We start from the raw sequence: 18,707 nt of genomic DNA, 5'->3' as shown, positions 1-18,707 counted from the left end.
CGCTGGTGTTGCAACGACTCCTAGAATCCGCCACTCGGCGCGAAGAAGTCCGGCGCGCAAAACCCCGGCACGAAAAGAACCCCGGGGACGGGGTCCACGGGGTGTCCGGTGCGGCCGAAACGGGCCGCGTGGGGAACTAACGGGCGGCGGCCTCGATCATCTCGCGAATGCGCTCGATCTCCGCCGAACGACGGCGGCTGCGGGTCACCGACAGGGCGATCGCGCCGACGATCACCACGGCGACGGCGCCGAGCACGGCCTGAACCTTCGGCTCCTGCAGGCCGTCCACGGCACGGGACTTCGCGTCCTCCGCGACGTTCTTCGGATTGGTGCGCACGGCAAGCTCGTCCAGCGTCTTGGCGAGCTGGGTGCGGTTGCGCTCGATGTCGCGCTGGATGTCGTCAATGCTGCGGGCCACGTGGACTCCCCTTGATCGGTGAACGGTCGACTGATGCAAAAGGGTAACACTCGAAAGCATCTTTGGGCGCCCAACACCCATTAATCCCGCTACCATGGGCCCCATGGCCGACAACGACACCACCGCACCGAAGAACATCCGGCTCGAACCCGGAGACGCCGCCCCCGACTTCACGCTCACGGCGGACGACGGACGGGAGGTGTCCCTGTCGGACTACCGCGGCAAGCGCGTCCTCGTGTACTTCTACCCGCGGGCCAACACCCCGGGCTGCACCACCCAGGCCTGCGACTTCCGCGACGAATCCGCCCAGTTCAACGACGCCGGCATCGACGTCGTGGGCATCTCCCCCGACAAGCCGGAGAAGCTGGCCAAGTTCCGCGACGACCACGGCCTGAACTTCACCCTCCTGTCGGACCCGACGAAGGAGACGCTGGCCGCCTGGGGCGCGTTCGGCGAGAAGAAGAACTACGGCAAGATCGTCCAGGGCGTCATCCGCTCGACCGTCCTGGTCGGGGCGGACGGCACCGTGGAAAACGCCTGGTACAACGTCCGCGCGAAGGGTCACGTCGGCCGCGTCCTGCGCGACCTCAACGCCGGTGACTGAGCCGAAAACGGAGTCGGCCGGGCGGGCCGGGCAGAGCGGCCGCACCGGGCGGGGCGGGTCGAAAGCCGATGAGGCGTCGTCACGCCTTGACGCGGCGGATCCGGAGCACGGCCCCGAAATCCTCCGCCCCCGGCGACGCCCCGCCCAGCAACGCAGCCGCGAACGCTACGCCCGCATCCTGTCGGCGGCGCGCGACGTGCTCGTCGACGTCGGATTCGAATCCTTCACCTTCGACGAGGTCGCCAAACGGGCGTCGGTGCCCATCGGCACGCTGTACCAGTTCTTCGCCAACAAGTACGTCATGATCTGCGAGCTCGACCGCCAGGACGCCGCCGGCGTCGTCGCCGAGATCAACCGCTTCGCCGAGCGGGTGCCCGCCCTCGAATGGCCGGACTTCCTGTCGGAGTTCATCGACCACATCGCCGACCTGTGGCGCAACGACCCGTCGCGGCGTTCGGTGTGGTTGGCGGTGCAGTCGACGCCGGCGACGCGGGCGACGGCGGCGCACACCGAACAGGAACTGCTCGACGGCATTTCGGAGGTGCTGCGGCCCCTCGCCCCGGGGTCCGACGCCGACGTGCGCGGCTTCATTTCGGGCCTGCTCATCCACACGACGTATTCGCTGCTCAACTATTCCGTCGACCGTCCGGGCGACGCCGGCATGCGCGAGCTGCACTACGAACTGACGGTGCAGGAGGTCAAGCGCATGCTCATCTCCTACCTCATGACCGTCGCCGAGAAGGCGGGCGGCTAGGCCGTTTTCGGGTGGGCCGCGTCGGGCAGCGTGCTTTAGGCGGGCGGCATGCTTTACGACGGCCCGCCGCCGCCACGTGCGCCTACTCGTAGGGCCACGGCCACGAGTCCGCCGGCGCGGGCACCAGCGGCGACACCTTTTTGCGGAGCTCGGCGAGGATGGGGTGCGCGGCCGGGTCCGGTCCGAGTTCGAACCGCTTCGATTCCAGCGCCCGCCACACATCGGCGATGCGGAGGAAGGTCGCCACGTCGACGCCGAGATCGACCATCTCCCCGGCGGCGTCCTCCCCGTCTGCGCCGAAGTACACGACGGGCGTCGCCGGGTCGTCGGCGCGCACCGCCCACGCATCGCCGTCGTGACCCCACGCGAACAGCCGATGAGTCGCCCCATCGGTCACCCGTCCCGCAAATGGGCTCCGGCTCCACTGGTTCCAGGCGGCGACGTCAATGCTCACCGCGGTCGACAGCTGGTGGCCGTGGAGAGCGAGCAACGCATCGGCCGTCTCCTTCCCGAGCAGCTTGCGCAGCGACAACCCGAGCACCCGCGAGACCGATTCCACCTGGTTCTTCCGCAGGAGATCGCGGTCGGCGACGATGTCGGACAGCGCCTTCACGCCGGATGGGCCATCGCCGCCATCGACACCATCGACGACGAGGAAATCGTCGTGCTCCAGATAGTGGTTGATCGCTTCGACGCACGTCGCCACATCCGTGGGAGCTCCCTGCTGCCGCAGATTGTGCACGACGTCGTCGAGGTGCTCCCCCATGGAGAGGAATTCAAGGCCCTCAGCGGTGGCCGCCTCGGGAAGGAGTTCCCGGTCGTCGTCGCCGACCTCGGGGCACCCGTCGATGAGGTAGGTGCCGTCCGCGCGAAGGCCTCCGTCGGACGGAGGGCCGTAAAGGCAAAACTCCCGCACCCCGCCGACCGCGCCCCGTGAATCGGCGTCCACCGAATCAACGTCCCTGGGCTCGTCGCCCGGCGTCGACGCGTGCAGCAGCGCCTCGACGATGTCCGCCATCGGATAAACGTGCCCCGGTTTCACCACGCCCTCAATGTACCGGCATCGCGGCGATCGCCGTCACCTCGCCAGAATCGCAATGGCGATGGCGTGATCGCCGTCGTGGCTGATGCTGACGTGGAAGTCGACGCCGGAGGCCCCGTCGGCACGCTCCTGTACCGAAGAGGTGGGCGTCGCAAAGCAATCAACCACCGCATCGCGCACCCGCCCGTGCAGCGTTACCGCGACCCGGCCCCACGCGTCGGCGACGACCTCGATCTCGCGCCAATCGAGCTCATCGCGCGGGATCACCGGCGGCGCGCCATAAATCGCCTGAGACCAGGCCTTGATCACGGCCTCCTTCACCGCCCAGCGGCCCGCGAGATGCCGAGCCAGGGCGTCGCCCGACAGGCCCCGGCGATTCGCGGCGGTGCGTTCCCCCACCGTGAACACCGACGACACGAACACCGAGCCGGGGCGGGCGAGGTCCTCCGCGAACGACGGCACGTGCACCATGTCGATGCCCGTACCCAGGATTGACGCCGCGAGGGCGGCGTGGGATATCCGGGCGCCGTCGTCGTTGAGTGTGGCGGGGAGCGGGGCGTTGCCGCCGACCGACTCCGCCCCCTGCTCCGACTCCGGTCCCCGCTCCCGCTCCGGTCCCCGCTCCGACGGCGTCTGCCCGGATGTTCGCCCTGATTCCATGCGTCCACGATACCGGCCGCCCGCGACGCCTCCCCCGCGCCGACGAATGTGCGCCACAGGGTCTCTCGCGCACACTCGTCAAATGTGCAGCCCCCGCCCGGCCGACGAATGTGCACCACAGCGTCTCTTGCGCACACTCGTCAAATCTGCAGCCCCGCCGCACCGCACCGGCACGCCCTTCGCGCATCACCAGCCCAGTCGCCGGCCGAGTTCCATGCGCTCGGCCATCGTCCGCTTCAGGGCTTGGGCGGTCTGGCGCCATCGAGTCGTCACCGCGCGGGCGTTGAGCGTGATCAGCCGCCAGTCGAGTTTGGCCAGCGCGGCGGTCCGCAGCTGGTCCCACCGACGGTTGTGCTCGTACTCGTGGTGTTTTCCCAGGTATTCGACGCCGGTGCGGGCCAGCACATTCGCGAAGTCCATGCGCACCTCGATTTCCATCCCGTCGATGACGACGATCACCGAATGCTGCTGCACCATCCCCTCGAGGCCGATGGCGTGCATGAGCACGTTCGTCCGCGATTCCCAGGGGCTTTCGGACAGCGGGCTCGCCAGGGCCGCCACCTCGCGGAATCGGCCGATGCCGCGCATGGATCGGTCGCGGATCTGCGCCGCCCGGCGAATGTCGTCGATGAGTCCCGGAACTGCGGCGCACAGCCCGTCGACGGCGGCGACGGCCTCGGGCAGCAGGTGGATTCTGGACAGGTCGAATGCCGTGCGCAGCGGCGTGGTGTAGCGGATGCCGCCGATGTCGGTGATCGCGTCGGCGGGCAGGATGGTGCGGGCCATCGCGAACATGGGCATGGCGCGGGGGTCGGGGTGCGGGGTGCGAAGGTGCTGGTCGAGGCTGATTGCGTCGATGGGCGTGCGGCGCGTCGGTTCGACGAACACCGCGGGCAGCGCGTCCCACGGCAGCCATTTGTGGCCGTGGGCGTGGGCGGCGCCCCACAGGCCGATGACGCCGTCGGGGTAGCGGGCGGCCGCGTGGTCGATGAGGGTGTTCATGTCGCGTGCGTGGTCGGCGCGGACGTGGCGGCCGTCGCGCAGTTGCACGTAGTTGGCGGCGAGTTCGGTGGTGTGGATGCCGTGTCGGGCGAGCAGTTCGCCGCGGCTGAGCGGCCCGATGGGCAGGTTCGAGTCTTCGTATCGCACAGGGCGGAGTGTCGCCGGGTGCGGCTGGTTCCGCTTGGTTCGGGACGTGGGGCTGTGGATGGTTTTGCTTTGCGACGCCCATCCATCCACAGCCTCGGCCGTCCCGCCCCCCACCACCCGGCGAGTGTGCAGCCCACCCACCGACGAATGTGCGTCACAGCGCCTGTCGCGCGCACTCGTCAAATGTGCAGCCCCCACCCCACCGACGAGTGTGCGTCACGGCGTCTGTCACGCACACTCGTCGGCGCCGTCGGGGTGAGCGCTACGAGGCCGGCTCGTCGGAAAGCACTCCGTCCACCAGACGCGCGTCCGGGTTCAGGATGACCGCCTTCTCCAGAGCGGCGGTGTCGCCGTACGCACCACCATCGCCGAGGCGACGACCCTCGGGACGCTCATAGAGAGCCTCGCCGCCGTAGATCGCCTCGTCGATGCGACGCTGGCCGGCGGCCTCGCGCTCATCGGCGGTGGTACGCCACTCGTCGGCGGCCTCGGCACCGTTCTCCGCGGCGACGGCCGCATGGAACGCCTCCGGGTGGACGATCGCGACCAGCGCCGAGACGTGACCGAAGCCCAGCGAAGTGACGAAACCGGCCTTCATCGGCAGCGCGCCGCCCATCTCGATCGGCTTGGTCGGCCACACCAGACGGCCGTGCTTGGCCAACTCCGGATCGACGCAATCCAGGGACCGGTTCGCCGGCAGCACGCCGGAGCGCAGCACCTGGGTCAGGCCGATCATCTGGAACGCCGCCGCGCCGCCCTTGGCGTGGCCGGTCAGCGACTTCTGCGAAATGACGAACAGCGGGTTCGACTCGTCGCGGCCCATCGCATCGGCGATGCGCTCGTGCAGCTCCGACTCGTTCGGGTCGTTGGCGTTGGTCGACGTGTCGTGCTTGGACAGGATGGACACCTCGTCCGTGGACACGCCGTGCTTGGCCAGTGCCCGCGCCAGACGGGAGCTCGTGCCGCCGCGCGCCGCGCCCAGCGCACCCAGGCCCGGCGCCGGGATCGACGTGTGGGCGCCGTCGGCGAAGGACTCGGCGAAAGCGACCACGCCGAGCACCGGCAGACCCAGGTCACGGGCGACCGAACCGCGGGCCAGCAGCACGGTGCCGCCGCCCTGCGACTCGACGAACCCGCCGCGGCGACGGTCGTTGGGCCGCGAGAAGAAGCGGCGGTCGATGCCCTTGGCGTCCATCGCGGCGGAGTCGGCGGTGGCGTTCATGTCGCCGAAGCCGGTGATGCCCTCGGTGGACAGGTCGTCGAAACCGCCGGCGACGACGAAGTCGGCCTTGCCCAGCTGGATCTTGTCCAGGCCCTCCTCGACGGACACCGCGGCGGTGGCGCAGGCGGCGACGGGGTGGACCATCTGGCCGTAGCCGCCGACGTAGGACTGCATGACGTGCGCGGCGATGACGTTGGGCAGGGCCTCCTGCAGGACGTCGCTGGCGCGCGGCAGGCCGAGGATGCCGTCGATGTACAGGCTGCGCAGGGATTCCATCGCGCCGATGCCGGTGCCCTGGGTGGAGGACACCAGGCCGGGGTGGACCGCGCCGAGCAGCTCCGCCGGGGTGAAACCGGAGGACAGGAACGCGTCGACGGTGCAGACGAGGTTCCACAGGGAGACGCGGTCGAGGTTTTCGCACATTTCGGCGGGAATGCCGTAGACGGCGGGATCGAAGCCCTCGGGGATCTGGCCGCCGACGTAGCGGGACATGGCCATGCGGCGCGGCACCTGGACGGCGGTGCCGGCCAGTCGGGTGACGATCCACTCGCCGGAGTCGCCGTCGGGGCGGGCGGTGGTGTTGTCCGGGTCGGATTCGACGAAGGTGATCGCCGCCGCCTTGTCGCGGACCGGGAAAGACAGGTCGCGGTCCAGGTAGACGGTGGTCAGCTCGGTCATGGTGTTGTCGACCAGGTCGCCGTCGTCGCCGTAGCGGCGGACGCCGATGCGGGCGGTGACTTCGTCGCGGTGGCGTTCGACGATGTCCTCTTCGTCGATGGGCTGGCCGTCGGCGTCGATCCAGCCGCCGTCGTAGCTGATCAGGCCCATGGTCCAGGCCAGTTCGACGATGCCGGCGCCGGAGATGTCGCCGATTTCGGCTTCGAAGCGGGTGCGCGACGAGCCGTAGGGGCCGAGTTCGCCGGCGCCGACGATGACGACCATGTCCTCGGGGGCGGCGGTGATTCCGGTGAAGTCCGGGGCGGTGCGGCCGAGCGGGGTGCGCGGGCGCGGCAGGGCCCGGATGCTTCGGGGCTTTGCGACGGCCGCCTCGACGCCGTCGTCCTCGTCGGCGGAAGCGGCCAGGGCCTCTTCGGCCAGCTTGGACATGTTGAGGTCGACGTCGCCGAGTCCGCCGGTCAGGTCGACGGTGATGGGCTTGTCGGCCGCGGCGGCGCGGGCGTCCGGGGTGGCCTGCTCGAGGAGGAGTTCGGCCATTTCCTCGGTGGCGTAGGTGCGCACGCCCTTGGCTTCGACGGCGTCGACCAGCGGGTCGTTGCCGCCCATCAGGCCGGTGCCGCGGACCCAGCCGATGTGGGCGTGGACCAGCGAGGTGCGCGAACCCCAGACCTCTTCGGCGTGCCAGCGGGTGACCACGGCGTCGAGGGCGGCCTTCGATTCGCCGTAGGCGCCGTCGCCGCCGAAGCGGCCGCGGTTGGGCGAGCCCGGCAGGACCACGTGCAGGCGGTGGGCGACGTCGGTGTCGGCGCCGATCTGCGACAGGCCGGCGACGAGACGCTCGACGGACCACAGCAGCAGGCGCATCTGCATTTCGGCGGCCGGGCCGGCGTCGGCCAGCGATCCCATGACGCGCGGGGCGGCGAACGGGAACAGCAGGGTCGGCGACATGGCCGGCTTGGTGACCACGGTGCCGCCGCCGACGGTGGCGGTCTGCTCGCCGCCGACCCAGTCGACGACCGCGTCGAGGTCCTGGTAGCTGGTCAGGTTCGCCGGGATGACCCACAGGGCCGCACCGTCGATGGCGTTGGTTCGGTAGAGCTCCTTGTAGAACGCCAGGCGGGTCGGGTTCAACGACGACGTGGTGGCGACCACAGTGGCACCGTCGGAAAGCAGTCGTCCGATGACGGCCGCCGCGATGGAGCCCGGCGAGCCGCCGGTGACCACGGCGACGTCGGAGGCGCAGGCGCCCTCCCCCGGCGACGTGGCGGTCTCCGACAGCTGCGCGTAGGCGGCGGCCAGTTCGGTGCGGCCCGCGGCGGTGGCGCGATCGGCCCAGAACGTCGCCTGCGGTGCGGCGGAGGCCGAAATCGTCGCCGGGGTCGCGGCGGCCAGGTCCTCGTCGGAGGCGGCGGCCCACATGCGGGCCAGGTCCTCGCGGGAGGTGGCCCAGCGGTCGTCGATGAGCACGGCGCGGTCGGCGTCGAAGGACGGGGTGACCAGGCGCGGCCAGTCGGCGCCGAGCTCGGCGGTGACCAAGTCCAGCAGCTTGTCGTCGGCGTCGTCGGCGTCGAAGTCGACGGCGCCGGTGACCTCGTGGCCCAGCTGCTCCAGGATGGTGCGCGCGGCCACGGCCAGCACGCCGCCGGAACCGGTGACCTGCTCGGCGAAGGCGCCCAGCGCAGCGGAATCGACGACCCCGCCCGCGCCGCCGCCGGTGGCCGGCATGGTCACGGTGACGCCGTGCTTGGCGCCGACGGCCTGCACCGCGGCGTCGATGAGCTGGTCGAGTTCCGCGGTCGACGACGGCGGGTTCGGGGCGAGGTGGCCCAGTTCGCCGCCGCGCAGCGACGCGCCCTCGCGGGAACCGAGGACGACCTCGGCGACGGCGGCCTCGACCCAGCCGTCGCCGAGCTGCCAGGTGTCGCGGACGCGGTCGGCGACGTGGTTGGCGCGGGCGCCGGCGGGACCGGTGACGCGGCGCAAACCGTCGGCCAGGGCCTCGCCGAGCACCGGGCCCCACGGGGTCCAGCCGCGGACCATGCCGCCAACCTTGTCCTTCAGGGAGGGCATGTCGGCGTCGGCGGCGCCGTCGATGGCGCCCAGTCCGAATTCGGTGCCCAGGTCCAACAGCAGCTGGTTGCGGCGGGAGCTCACGCCGTCGACGAGCGTCTCGATGGAGTCGGCGGCCCCGATCTGGTCGAGGCGGACCTTGGTCCACAGGGCGATGAGCAGTTCGACGGCGTCGGCCGGGGTGACGGTGAGGTCGGCGGGACGCTCGGCGGACGTCGCCACGGGCGCCGGTGCCGGGGCGGCGTCGGCGGTGGCGGCGGCGGGCGTGGCCAGCGGTTCGGCCGGCACGTGCGTTTCCTCGACCGCCTCGGCATCGGACGCAGAGGACTCGGCGGCATCGTCGGCGTCGTCTGCGTCGTCGGCGTCGGGGCGGACCTCGTCGCGTGCGAAGACCAGGTCGGCGTCGCGTTCGACGTTCCACACCGTGACGTCGCGGTCCGCGTGGCGCGGCAGGGCGGCGGTGCGGGCGGCGAGGTTGGCGATGGTCGGGGCGGTGCCCACGCCGACTTCGATGATGCGGGAGACGCCCAGGTCGCCGAGGACCAGGTCCTGCGTCTCGATCCAGCGCACCGGCGAGCAGAACTGCCAGGCCAGCAGCTCGACGAGCAGGGTGCGGGCCAGTCGGCCCGGGTTCGCGGCGGCGGCGTCGAAATCGGCGAGGACGTCGTCGAGGATCGGCGACTGCGCGACGGCGTTCATCTCGCGGACGAACTGCTCGGTCAGCGCGAACCGGGTGGCGGTGAGGTTCGGAATGTAGCGGCCGGTGAGCACCTCCGGGTCGACTTCGGCCGGCAGCAGGCGGTCGAGGTGGCCGCGGAACTCGTCGACGCCATCACGCAGGACGGACGAGTGGAACGGCACGTCGATGCCGGGGATGCGCACGTAGGCCTTGCCGTCCGGGGCGGCCTCGTCGGCGGCGGCCCGCAGAGCCTCGAGCCCGGCGACGGTGCCGGCGACGGCGTACTGCTTGCCGGCCAGGTTGTGGTTGACGACCTCGAGGAATTCCCCGGACTGCTTTGCGACATCCGCCACGAATTCCTCGACCTGCGACTCCGCCACGCCGCACTTGTCGGGGCGCAGGGCGGCCAGCCCGTAGTTGGAGCGGCCGTCGGCGTCGCGCGGGACCAGAGCATGCATGGTCAGGCCGCGACGGTAGACGACCTCGAGGACGGCTGCGGCGTCGAGCACGCCGGCGAAGGCGGCCAGCGCGTTGTACTCGCCGACGGAGTGGCCGGCGAAGTAGGCGTTTTCGTCGAGGACACCGGCTTCGCGCAGCTCGGCGGCCTGGGCCAGGCCCAGCGTCGCCATGGCGACCTGCGTGAACTGCGTCAGGTTGAGCACGCCCTCCGGGTGGTGGAAGCGACGGCCGTCGACGGTGACCTCGGTCGGGTTGTCGCGGACGATCGCCAGCACGGAGAAGCCGAGCTTGTCGCGGGTGACGGCGTCGGCCTCGTCCCACACGGCGCGGGCGGCGGCCGAGTTGGCGCGGGCCGCCAGGCCCATGCCCTTGGACTGGATGCCCTGGCCGGGGAAGGCGTAGAAGGTCGTCGGCGCGGCGATGACGGCCGTGGCCGACAGCACGGGCTCCCCGTCGACGGTGGCCATGACCTCGCGGACCTCGCCGTTGCCGGGGCGGTCGTCGAGGCCGCGGCGCTCGACGGTGAACGTGACCTCCTGGCCGGGCAGGACCGGAGCCAACATGGTGGAGGTGAACTCGGTGACGCGGTCGCCGAGACCCGCCGGGCAGCCCGCGATGGCGGCGTGCTCGGCGGCGGCGGACAGCCACATGCCGTGGACGATGACGCCCGGCAGACCCGCGAGCATCGCGGCGCGGTCGTCGACGTGGATCGGGTTGCGGTCGCCGGAAACGGTGGCGAACGGCACCAGCGTCCGCGGCGCGGTGACGGTGACCGTGGCGCGGTGGCTGCGCGGGGTGTCGACGACGGTCGGCAGCGGCACGGTGTTGACCTGCGCCGGGGTGTCGCCGTTGCGGCCGCGGATGGCGAAACGCTCCGACAGGGTGGCCACGAGCTTGGACTCGCCGGCTGTGGCGGAGGCGTCGCTGATCTCGGCGCGGACCACGACGACGCGGCCCATCTCCGTGTCGGCGACATCGTCGGCGTGGGCGGTGATGGTCAGGCGGGTGCCGTCGGCCGGCAGACCCGAGCCGTCGACGTCGGCGTCGGCGAACAGGCGAATGTGATGCTCGAGGTGGACCAGGGCCAACATGCCCTCGACCACCGGGACGCCCGACTCGGTGGTGGCGTCGGCGACGGCGGCGAAGATCGCCGGCCACGCATGACCCACCAGGGCATCCGGGGCGGTGCGGGAATCGGCGCCGGTCACCGCGCCATGGTCGGCCGCGGCGGCGGTGGTCCAGACCGACTCCCACTCGGCGACGCCGTCGACGACCTCCGGCAGCACCCCGCCGGCGGCGATGGCCGTGAGCGATCGCATCGACGCGGCGGCGTCATCGACGGAAATGACCGGGGCGGTGCCGACCGGGCCGGACACGTCGAAACGCAGGGTCAGCTCATGGTCGCCGCCGGAACCCTCCAGACCGACGATCAATACGGCGGCGCCGTCGCCGTCGGCCACCAGGGTGGCGCCGGTGTCCGGCTGCGAGGCCGACGACGAGCCGTCGTCAAGCAACCACGACGCACGCGCGCCAAGCTGCAGCGCCGGGTTCGCCTGCTGACGACCCGCCCAATGGATGATCGGGCTCGCCAGAACCCGCGCGACCGGGGAGATCTCCTCCTCCGCGGCCGGGGTCGAGGCCGACGCGGCCAGCTCCTCGGCGGCGGCGTCCTCGAAGGAACCGAGGATCTCCGCCACCGGAACATCGGCCGCGGTGATGCCCGCAACGGCCGCGGTACCCGGGATGATGCACACGCCGTCGGCGTCGTAACGCTCGTCGTGGGCCTGCCACAACGAATCCGAACGCCACCAGCGGCGCACCTCCGCATCGATGACCGGCACGAAATTCACCGGCTTGCCCGGCGTGCGGCACGCCTCCGACACGAAATGCGCGGCATCGGCCGGATGCAGACGAACCTCGAGGTCATACGCCCCGGCCAGCAGCGCCACGGAGTCGGCACCGGACACCGCGTCCGGCCCCACCGATGCGCCGGAGCGCACCGAATCGAACTCACCGGAATCGACGGTGGCCAGACGAGCCTCGAAACGGTCGAGGATCACATCGAAACGCACGCCCCACGACGGATCGAGAAACTCGCCGTCCGGCGCCGCCAACTCCAGGTAACGGTCCAGGACCTCGCGGTAGGTCATCTCGGCGACGTCGCCGAAGTACGGCTTCGCCGTGCGATCGATCGCGGCGATGATCTCGTCGCGGCGGGCGGCCACCGCATCGGCGTCGTTGGCGACCTCGTCGAGCAACCGGCCCGCGCGGGCGGCGGCGTTGTCGATCTCGTGGATGTCCGCGCCCAGCTGCGACCGACCCGAGGCCATGCCCTCCGCGGCACCGCCGGCGGGCACCCAGGCATCCGTGCCCCGGGTGTCGACCAGCAGCTTCTTCACCCCCGCCGACGCCGTGGACTCCTTCGCCGCCATCGCCGCGGTGCCGATGATGATCGCGTCGACCGGCATCGCCGGGTACCCGTGGCGCTGCGACCAGCGGCCCAGCAGGTACTCGGCGGCCTGCTCCGGACGACCGATGCCGCCGCCGACCGCCAGCACCGCGTTGTCGCGGGCGCGGATGTCGGCGTACGTCGCGATCAGCAGATCGTCGAGCTCCTCCCACGAGTGGTGGCCGCCGGCGCGACCGCCCTCGACCTGGATGATGACCGACACATCCGACAGCTCGGCATCGGCGGCCAGGGCGTCGGCGATGGCCAGGACCGACTTGATCTGCGCGACGGTGCCCGGCTTGAACGACACGTGCGGGATGCCGCCGGCGCGCAGCTCGCGAACCAGCGACACCGCCTCGTCGACCTCGGGAATGCCCGCGGACACGGTCACGCCGTCGATCGGACGGCCCGCGGCCACGGCACGCTGCACCAAGCGACGCGACCCGATGTGCATGCCCCACAGGTACGGGTCGAGGAACATGGTGTTGAACTGCGCCGAGGCGCCGTCGTCGAGAAGCTCGTGCAGCCGGGCGACGTTGTCGTGGAAGATCTCCGGGGTGACCTGACCGCCGCCGGCCAGCTCGGCCCAGAACCCGGCGTTGGCCGCGGCTGCGACGATCGCCGGGTCGACGGTGGTCGGCGTCATGCCGCCCAGCAGGATCGGCGAGCGACCGGTGGCGTCGGTGAACTTCGTCTCGACGCGGGCGCGGCCGTCGCGGGTGACCAGGCGCGGGGCGTGGACATCCCAGGACGTCGGGGCGGCCGGGGCGCTGCCGGGCTCGAACAACTCGGCCTGGCCCTCGTCGACGGCGACGGTGACCACGCCGACGCCGGTGCCGGCGACGAGCGCGCGGGTCAGCGGGGCGACGCCGGTGCCCGGGCCGACCTCGAGGATCCAGTCGGCGCCGGCGTCGACGGCGGAGGCCACCTGAGCCGGCCAGTCGATGACGCCGACCATGACGTGCTCGGCGATCGGGCGGGCGAAGGACTCGTCGATTCCGGCGACGGCGGCCATCTCGACGGCCTCCTCGACGCCGGCGGCCATGTCGGAATGGTGGAAGCCGGCGCCGACCCGCAGCGGGGAGCACGCCGGGGCGAACGGCGCGCCGCCGCGGCGCTTGGCGGCCAGTTCGGCGGCGTCTTGCTCGGCTGCGCGCTCGAGGTTGGCTTCGGTGGCGCGCAGGTCGGCGGGCGTGCCGACGACGATGCACATCGTGCGTCCGTTGCGCAGGCCCACTTCGGCGCGGCCCGCCAGGTGCGGTGTGACCAGATCCGGGCGGACGCCGGAGACGACCATCATCGGGTGCGCGGTGCCGGCGCCGTTGGCGGCGTCTGCTGCGGTGCGGGCGGTCATGCCGGTGATGCGGCCCCGGCGGGCGACGGCGACGCCGATGATCTCGGCGAGCGCGACGATGTCGGCGGCGCGGTCCGGGGCGGTGACGGCGTCGACGCCGAGGACGCCCTGCGAGTGTCCGATGGCCGCGACGTTGGCGGCCACGTCGACGCCCTGGGCGGACAGCAGGTCGAGGACGGCGAGCTGCGCGAGGAGGATGCCCGGCACGGAGATCGCCGGGTCGTTCAGGTCCGGCAGGCCGGCGACGGCGACGGGGGTCTTCTTCGCGGGCGCGTCGGCGTCGAGGGCGTCGGCCGAGGCGGCGGGGTTGGATTCGGCGACCTGTGCAGCGTTGGCCTTCTCCGCCCATTCGAAGGGGGTGAAGCCGTCGGGTCGCTGTCCGGCGAGACGGTCGGCGATGGGGGCCAGGCGCTGCTCGGCCCGGGCGACCAGGTCGCGGACGCGGCCGTCGACGCCGGCGGCGACGCACGTGGTGAGGGTGTCGAGCCAGGGGTACCCCTGCCCGGAGAAGCTGAGGGCGAACTTTTCGCCTGCGGCGAGCCGCTGGGACAGCGTGGGCTCGACGCGGCGCGACGTGTCGTCGGCTGCGGGACGCGAGCGGAAGATGGACAACGCGTCGGCGGCGGTGCGGTGCTCCGGCTTCTGATTGGGGGTCACGCGGTGGGCTCCTTGTTCAGACGTGGGGTCCCCGCGGACATGGGCATGGGAATGCCCGCGGGGTTGGTTCGCCCGACAAATATGCCACAAGAGTCGTGAGGGTTCCTTCATGTTTTTGCGTGACGACAGCCCACGCATGGATGCAGGATCAGATCCGCACCGCCACCGAGGCCGACGCAAAGGCGCGGCACAACGGCGTAAACCACACGGATTTACGCGCCGCCACGTGCATGTTTGACAAGCAAAGGAACGTTCCCCTTGTCCCACTCACGCGCCAGACTCCCCCACCATCGCCGCCATCGGAACCGGCGTTCATGCGGCTCAATACGTGACGAAGCTCACTCGACATCCCCTCCCGCGCACGGCCCCCGACGGCGTATCAGCCCAGCAGATCCCGCACGGTGTCGACCGCCCGGGCGAGGCGTTCGTCGGCGTCGTCGCGCCGATCCCGGTCGGCCTCCTCCGACGCCACGGCCAGCCCCTCGTCCCGCCACCCGGCATCGGCGCCGCCGACGAGCCCGGCGACGCGCGAAATCTCGTCGTCCAACCCCTCCGCCTTCTCCACCGCACCATCGAACACGGCGCACGGGTCGTCGACGACGACGGTGTCGTCCGGCGTGATCCCCCGGCGGGCCATGTACTCGTCGATGTGCATGGAGATGCTCATGGCCCGCATCCTACCGATGTACGACGACGGGCCCGCCGTCCCCGGACAACGGGAACGACGGGCCCGACATGGACCGATGGGATCAGCCGAACAGGGCGCGCAGGATGAGCACGCCGACGGCGGACACCACCGCGGCCGCGGGGAGCGTGATGACCCACGCGGTGGCGATGGGCTTCATCAGGTTCCAGTTGGCGGCCTTGTTCACGATGCCGACGCCGAGGACGGCGCCGATGAGGATGTGGGTCGACGAGACCGGCAGACCCAGCAGCGACGCGGCCATGACCACGCCGGCGGCGGAGAGCTCGGCGGCGAAGCCGGACGACGGGTGCATCTCGGTCAGGCCGTGGCCGACCGTGTTGATGACGTAGCGGCCGATGAACCACAGGCCGGAGATCAGGGCGACGCCCATGGCGACCATCACGGCCATCGGAACGGCGGATTCGCTGTTGATCTCGCCGGTCTTGAGCACGTCGAGCACCGCCACGAACGGGCCGATCGCGTTGGCGATGTCATTCGAACCGTGGGAGAACGCGAACGCCGAGGCGGTGAACACCTGCATCCAGCTGAACAGCAGGAAGGTCGACTTCGACAGCGCGTGCTTCTTCAGGGTCTTGGCGAAGATGAACACGGACATCCACACCACGGCGGCGATCATCGCGAGGATGAGGCCATTGGTCAGCGCACTGAAGTTGAGTTCGAGATTGGACAGACCCTTGAACAGCATCATCGAACCGATGACCACCGAACCGAAGGACGCCAGCAGCGGCACCCAAGTCTCCAGCGCCTTGTGCGCGTGGACCTCCTCCGCCTCCCTGTTGAGGTCCTCGAGCTTGCGGTAATAATCCGACTCCAGGTCCTCCGGGTTGTAGTCGTGCGTGGACACGACTTCGGCGTCGCGGGCCATGGCATTGGTGTAGGAGATGCGCTGGAGCTCGTCGAGACGCTCGAAGGCGCGCTTCTGCTCGGTGCGCACCTCGGCGCGTCGGGTCTTCAGCTCGCGCAGCGACTGGTCGGCGCGCTCGTTGTACACCAGGATGTTCTTCTTGATCGACCGGAACAGCACCCAGGCGACGAAGCCGCCGAGAACCGGCGACAGCACCCAGGAAATGGCGATCTGGCCGATCTTGTCCCACTGGACCATGTCCCAGCCACCGGTGTCGGTGACGAAGCCGATGGTCAGCGCACCACCGACGATGCCGCCGACGATCGAGTGGGTCGTCGACACGGGCCAGCCCATGCGCGTGGCCACGAGCAGCCACAGCGCCGCACCCAGCAGCGACGACATCATGATGAACACGAAGTCCATGGGCACCAGGGCGATGGAATCGAGGTCGACGATGCCGGAGCGAACGGTGTCGGTGACCTCGCCGCCGGCGAGAACGGCGCCGGACACCTCGAAGATCGCGGCGACGATGAGCGCCTGCTTCATCGTCAGCGTGCCGGCGCCGACGGACGTGCCGAAGGAGTTGGCGACGTCGTTGCCGCCGATGTTGAAGGCCATGAACAACGCGAAGACGATCGCGGTGATCAGGATGATCAGGTTGTCGGTGCCCCCGACGTAGCCGCGGGACCACAGGATGAAGACGATGAGCGTGATGCCCAGCAGCGCACCGAAAGCCAGGTGCCAGGGGAGGTCCCCACCACGCTTGACGCCGGTGGGCTCCATTTGTATTGCGGTTTTGGTCGACATGGAAAATCCGACTCCTCGTACCGGGTCGGCGACCTCGGGCGGGCGATTGCCGTGTCCGGGGGTCGGTGCAGTCCGTCGGGGCCGCCGTATGGATGGATGCCGGTGACGCGAGGGTCACCGCGGGGCACTGTGCCTCGCAGGGGTGAATCCCGATTGACTTATATATGAACTTTGAATGACCCTTCGGGTAATTCTCGGCCCGGCTCCCCCACCCGGGCCCGGCCGCGATGCCGGGCCCGGACCCCAAAATCGGTGCGCCCGGGGGGACTTGAACCCCCACGCCCTCGGGCACAGGAACCTAAATCCTGCGCGTCTGCCAATTCCGCCACGGGCGCCCGCCCGCACCCGGCCGATCCCCCAGGGGGTTTTCCGCGGGGTCCACGGGCTTGGTCAATGGTAACCGGTTAGGCTGGTGGGCGTGTCATCCACCAGGCAGAAGTCCCATCCGGAGGCCGACGGCGGCCACGGTCCGTTCAAGCGGCGCACGCGCATCATCCAGCTGGTGTTCCTGATCGCGGCGGTCATCGCGACGCTTGCGTTGGCGTACTGGCAGCTCAGCCGCTGGAACACCACCAGTTCCTTCCAGAATCTGGGGTATGCGCTGCAGTGGCCGGCGTTCGGCATCTTCTTCATTTGGGCGTACCGCAAGTACATGCAGTACGAGCGCGAGAAGTTCGAAGGCAACGAAGAGGCCGGCGTCACCGTCCGCGAGGGCGACATGACGGAGATCCCGGAGGATTTCCTGCCCACGCGCCCGAGCGTGAACGTCGAGGAGGAAAACCAGTGACCAACCCGAATCAGGTCCCGAACAACGCCGCGAACCAGGCGCAGCCGAACGCCGCCCCGGCCGCGGGCGACCGCGTGATCCACCCGGATCGTCGGCGGCGCGTGCAGACCGCGCTGACGGCGTTTTCCGTCACCGCCTACATCACCGGCGTGATGCTGTTGGTGCTGGTTGCGGAGATGATCTACAAGTACGGGATCCTGGAGGACAAGAACGACGCCCCGTCGTGGTTCTTCTTCGTGGCGCAGATCCACGGTTTCGCCTACATGGCGTTTCTCATCGCGATCGTCAACTTGGGCACGAAGGCGCGGTGGACGCCGGGCAAGTGGATCATCACGGCGTTGGGCGGCGTGGTGCCGTTCCTGTCGTTCATCGTCGAGCGCAAGCGCCGCGACGAGGTCAGGGCCGAGTTCGATTTGGCCTAGCTTTTTGCTTTGCGACGCCGGCGCCCCGCATCGTCCGTTCGGGACATGCGAGGCGCCGGTTTTTTCGTCGCGGTCGTGCCGTCGGCGGCGTGGATGGTGCCGCCGGGGTCAGAGCAGGGTCTCAGGGCAGGGACTTCGCCAGGTCGGCGAGCGCGGGGACGAGCTGGCGCAGTGCGCGGCCGCGGTGGCTGATGGCGTCCTTTTCCTCCGGCGGCAGTTCCGCCGCGGTGCGGGGGCGGTCGCCGGCGGTGTCCAGGTCGCGGCCCGCCTTGACGCGGGTGTCTTCTTCGCGGGGGACGAACAGGGGGTCGTAGCCGAAGCCGCCGTCGCCGCGGGGTGCCGTGAGGACTCGGCCGCGCCATTCGCCGTGGAAGGACAGGACCAGGTCGCCGTCGCCGGAGTCCGGGGCGACGCCGTCGCCGACTTCTCCGGCGCCGGGGACGACCATCACGACGGAGGACACGAAGGACGCGCCGCGGCGGTTTTCGGGGATGTCGCGCAGCTGGCCGAGCAGCAGTTCGTTGTTGGCGGCGTCGTCGCCGTGGCCGCCGGACCAGCGGGCGGAGAGGACGCCGGGCATGCCGTTGAGTTCGTCGACGGAAAGGCCGGAGTCGTCGGCGAGGCAGGGAAGGCCGGTGGCGTCGGCGCCGTCGTGGGCCTTGATCAGCGCGTTGTCCTCGAAGGTGCGCCCGTCTTCGGGCCGTTCCGGGTATGGGTCGACGTCGTCGATCGACAGCAGTTCGACGCCTTCGACGCCGGCGCCTTCGAGCAGCCGGGAGAGTTCTTCCAGCTTTTTCCTGTTGCGGGTGGCGACCAGTAGCTTCATCGCCTTTCCCCTTCCCGTGGTCGGTTGGTCGGCGGCGGGTGGCGCCGCCGGTACGACGGCAGGTGCGTCGTCCGCCTTCCAGTTTTGCACCATGGCGGGTTCACGTCACGCACGTGTCCC

At 70.4% G+C, this 18,707-nt stretch carries 12 protein-coding genes and 1 tRNA gene; 4 read left to right on the top strand and 9 right to left on the bottom strand.

Features of this window, described 5'->3' with window-relative positions; all coding sequences use genetic code 11:
* Positions 1–136: 136 nt before the first annotated feature.
* Complete coding sequence (locus tag HMPREF3121_RS10970) at positions 137–418, bottom strand: DUF3618 domain-containing protein (RefSeq protein ID WP_070523391.1); 282 nt, start codon at positions 416–418, stop codon at positions 137–139.
* A 103-nt stretch (positions 419–521) separates the two neighbouring features.
* Here HMPREF3121_RS10970 and bcp point away from each other — a divergent pair, with 103 nt between their 5' ends.
* Positions 522–1,022 carry a thioredoxin-dependent thiol peroxidase gene (bcp, locus tag HMPREF3121_RS10965; RefSeq protein WP_070523416.1) on the top strand — a complete coding sequence of 167 codons (501 nt, stop codon included), beginning with the start codon at positions 522–524 and terminating at the stop codon, positions 1,020–1,022.
* A 118-nt stretch (positions 1,023–1,140) separates the two neighbouring features.
* Positions 1,141–1,776, top strand: coding sequence for a TetR/AcrR family transcriptional regulator (locus HMPREF3121_RS10960; protein ID WP_070523414.1), 636 nt, complete (start codon positions 1,141–1,143; stop codon positions 1,774–1,776).
* A gap of 82 nt (positions 1,777–1,858) precedes the next feature.
* On the opposite strand, the gene HMPREF3121_RS10955 is transcribed toward HMPREF3121_RS10960, so the two are convergent.
* The 7 genes from HMPREF3121_RS10955 to HMPREF3121_RS10925 form a co-directional block, all read right to left on the bottom strand.
* A complete protein-coding gene (locus HMPREF3121_RS10955) occupies positions 1,859–2,794 on the bottom strand; it encodes a DUF7716 domain-containing protein (protein WP_070523389.1) in 936 nt (311 codons plus the stop codon).
* A 60-nt stretch (positions 2,795–2,854) separates the two neighbouring features.
* Complete coding sequence (locus HMPREF3121_RS10950) at positions 2,855–3,310, bottom strand: holo-ACP synthase AcpS (protein ID WP_070523411.1); 456 nt, start codon at positions 3,308–3,310, stop codon at positions 2,855–2,857.
* Between the two features lie 354 nt (positions 3,311–3,664).
* Positions 3,665–4,627, bottom strand: coding sequence for a hypothetical protein (locus HMPREF3121_RS10945; RefSeq protein WP_070523387.1), 963 nt, complete (start codon positions 4,625–4,627; stop codon positions 3,665–3,667).
* A 262-nt stretch (positions 4,628–4,889) separates the two neighbouring features.
* A complete protein-coding gene (locus HMPREF3121_RS10940) occupies positions 4,890–14,090 on the bottom strand; it encodes a type I polyketide synthase (RefSeq protein WP_070523409.1) in 9,201 nt (3,066 codons plus the stop codon).
* Positions 14,091–14,574: 484 nt separating this feature from the next.
* Positions 14,575–14,862: a hypothetical protein gene (locus tag HMPREF3121_RS10935; RefSeq protein WP_035120193.1), complete on the bottom strand. Its 288-nt coding sequence runs from the start codon at positions 14,860–14,862 to the stop codon at positions 14,575–14,577.
* Positions 14,863–14,944: 82 nt separating this feature from the next.
* Positions 14,945–16,552: an inorganic phosphate transporter gene (locus tag HMPREF3121_RS10930; protein WP_083291673.1), complete on the bottom strand. Its 1,608-nt coding sequence runs from the start codon at positions 16,550–16,552 to the stop codon at positions 14,945–14,947.
* 253 nt (positions 16,553–16,805) lie between these two features.
* Positions 16,806–16,887, bottom strand: a tRNA-Leu gene (locus HMPREF3121_RS10925).
* Positions 16,888–16,970: 83 nt separating this feature from the next.
* Here HMPREF3121_RS10925 and HMPREF3121_RS10920 point away from each other — a divergent pair.
* Both HMPREF3121_RS10920 and HMPREF3121_RS12480 read left to right on the top strand, forming a co-directional pair.
* Positions 16,971–17,339: a hypothetical protein gene (locus tag HMPREF3121_RS10920; RefSeq protein ID WP_070523406.1), complete on the top strand. Its 369-nt coding sequence runs from the start codon at positions 16,971–16,973 to the stop codon at positions 17,337–17,339.
* 74 nt (positions 17,340–17,413) lie between these two features.
* The gene (locus HMPREF3121_RS12480) at positions 17,414–17,761 is read left to right on the top strand and encodes a DUF3817 domain-containing protein (RefSeq protein ID WP_070523403.1); all 348 of its coding nucleotides are present in this window, start codon (positions 17,414–17,416) and stop codon (positions 17,759–17,761) included.
* A gap of 121 nt (positions 17,762–17,882) precedes the next feature.
* Here the strand turns inward: HMPREF3121_RS12480 and HMPREF3121_RS10910 are convergent, their stop codons facing one another.
* Positions 17,883–18,587 (bottom strand): non-canonical purine NTP pyrophosphatase, encoded by a 705-nt coding sequence (locus HMPREF3121_RS10910; protein WP_070523381.1) that lies wholly within the window; start codon positions 18,585–18,587, stop codon positions 17,883–17,885.
* Positions 18,588–18,707 lie beyond the last annotated feature (120 nt).

The sequence above is a fragment of the Corynebacterium sp. HMSC11E11 genome (assembly GCF_001807025.1).
In the GTDB taxonomy this organism is placed as follows: domain Bacteria; phylum Actinomycetota; class Actinomycetes; order Mycobacteriales; family Mycobacteriaceae; genus Corynebacterium; species Corynebacterium freneyi.
This window is presented reverse-complemented; position numbering and strand designations above follow the sequence as displayed.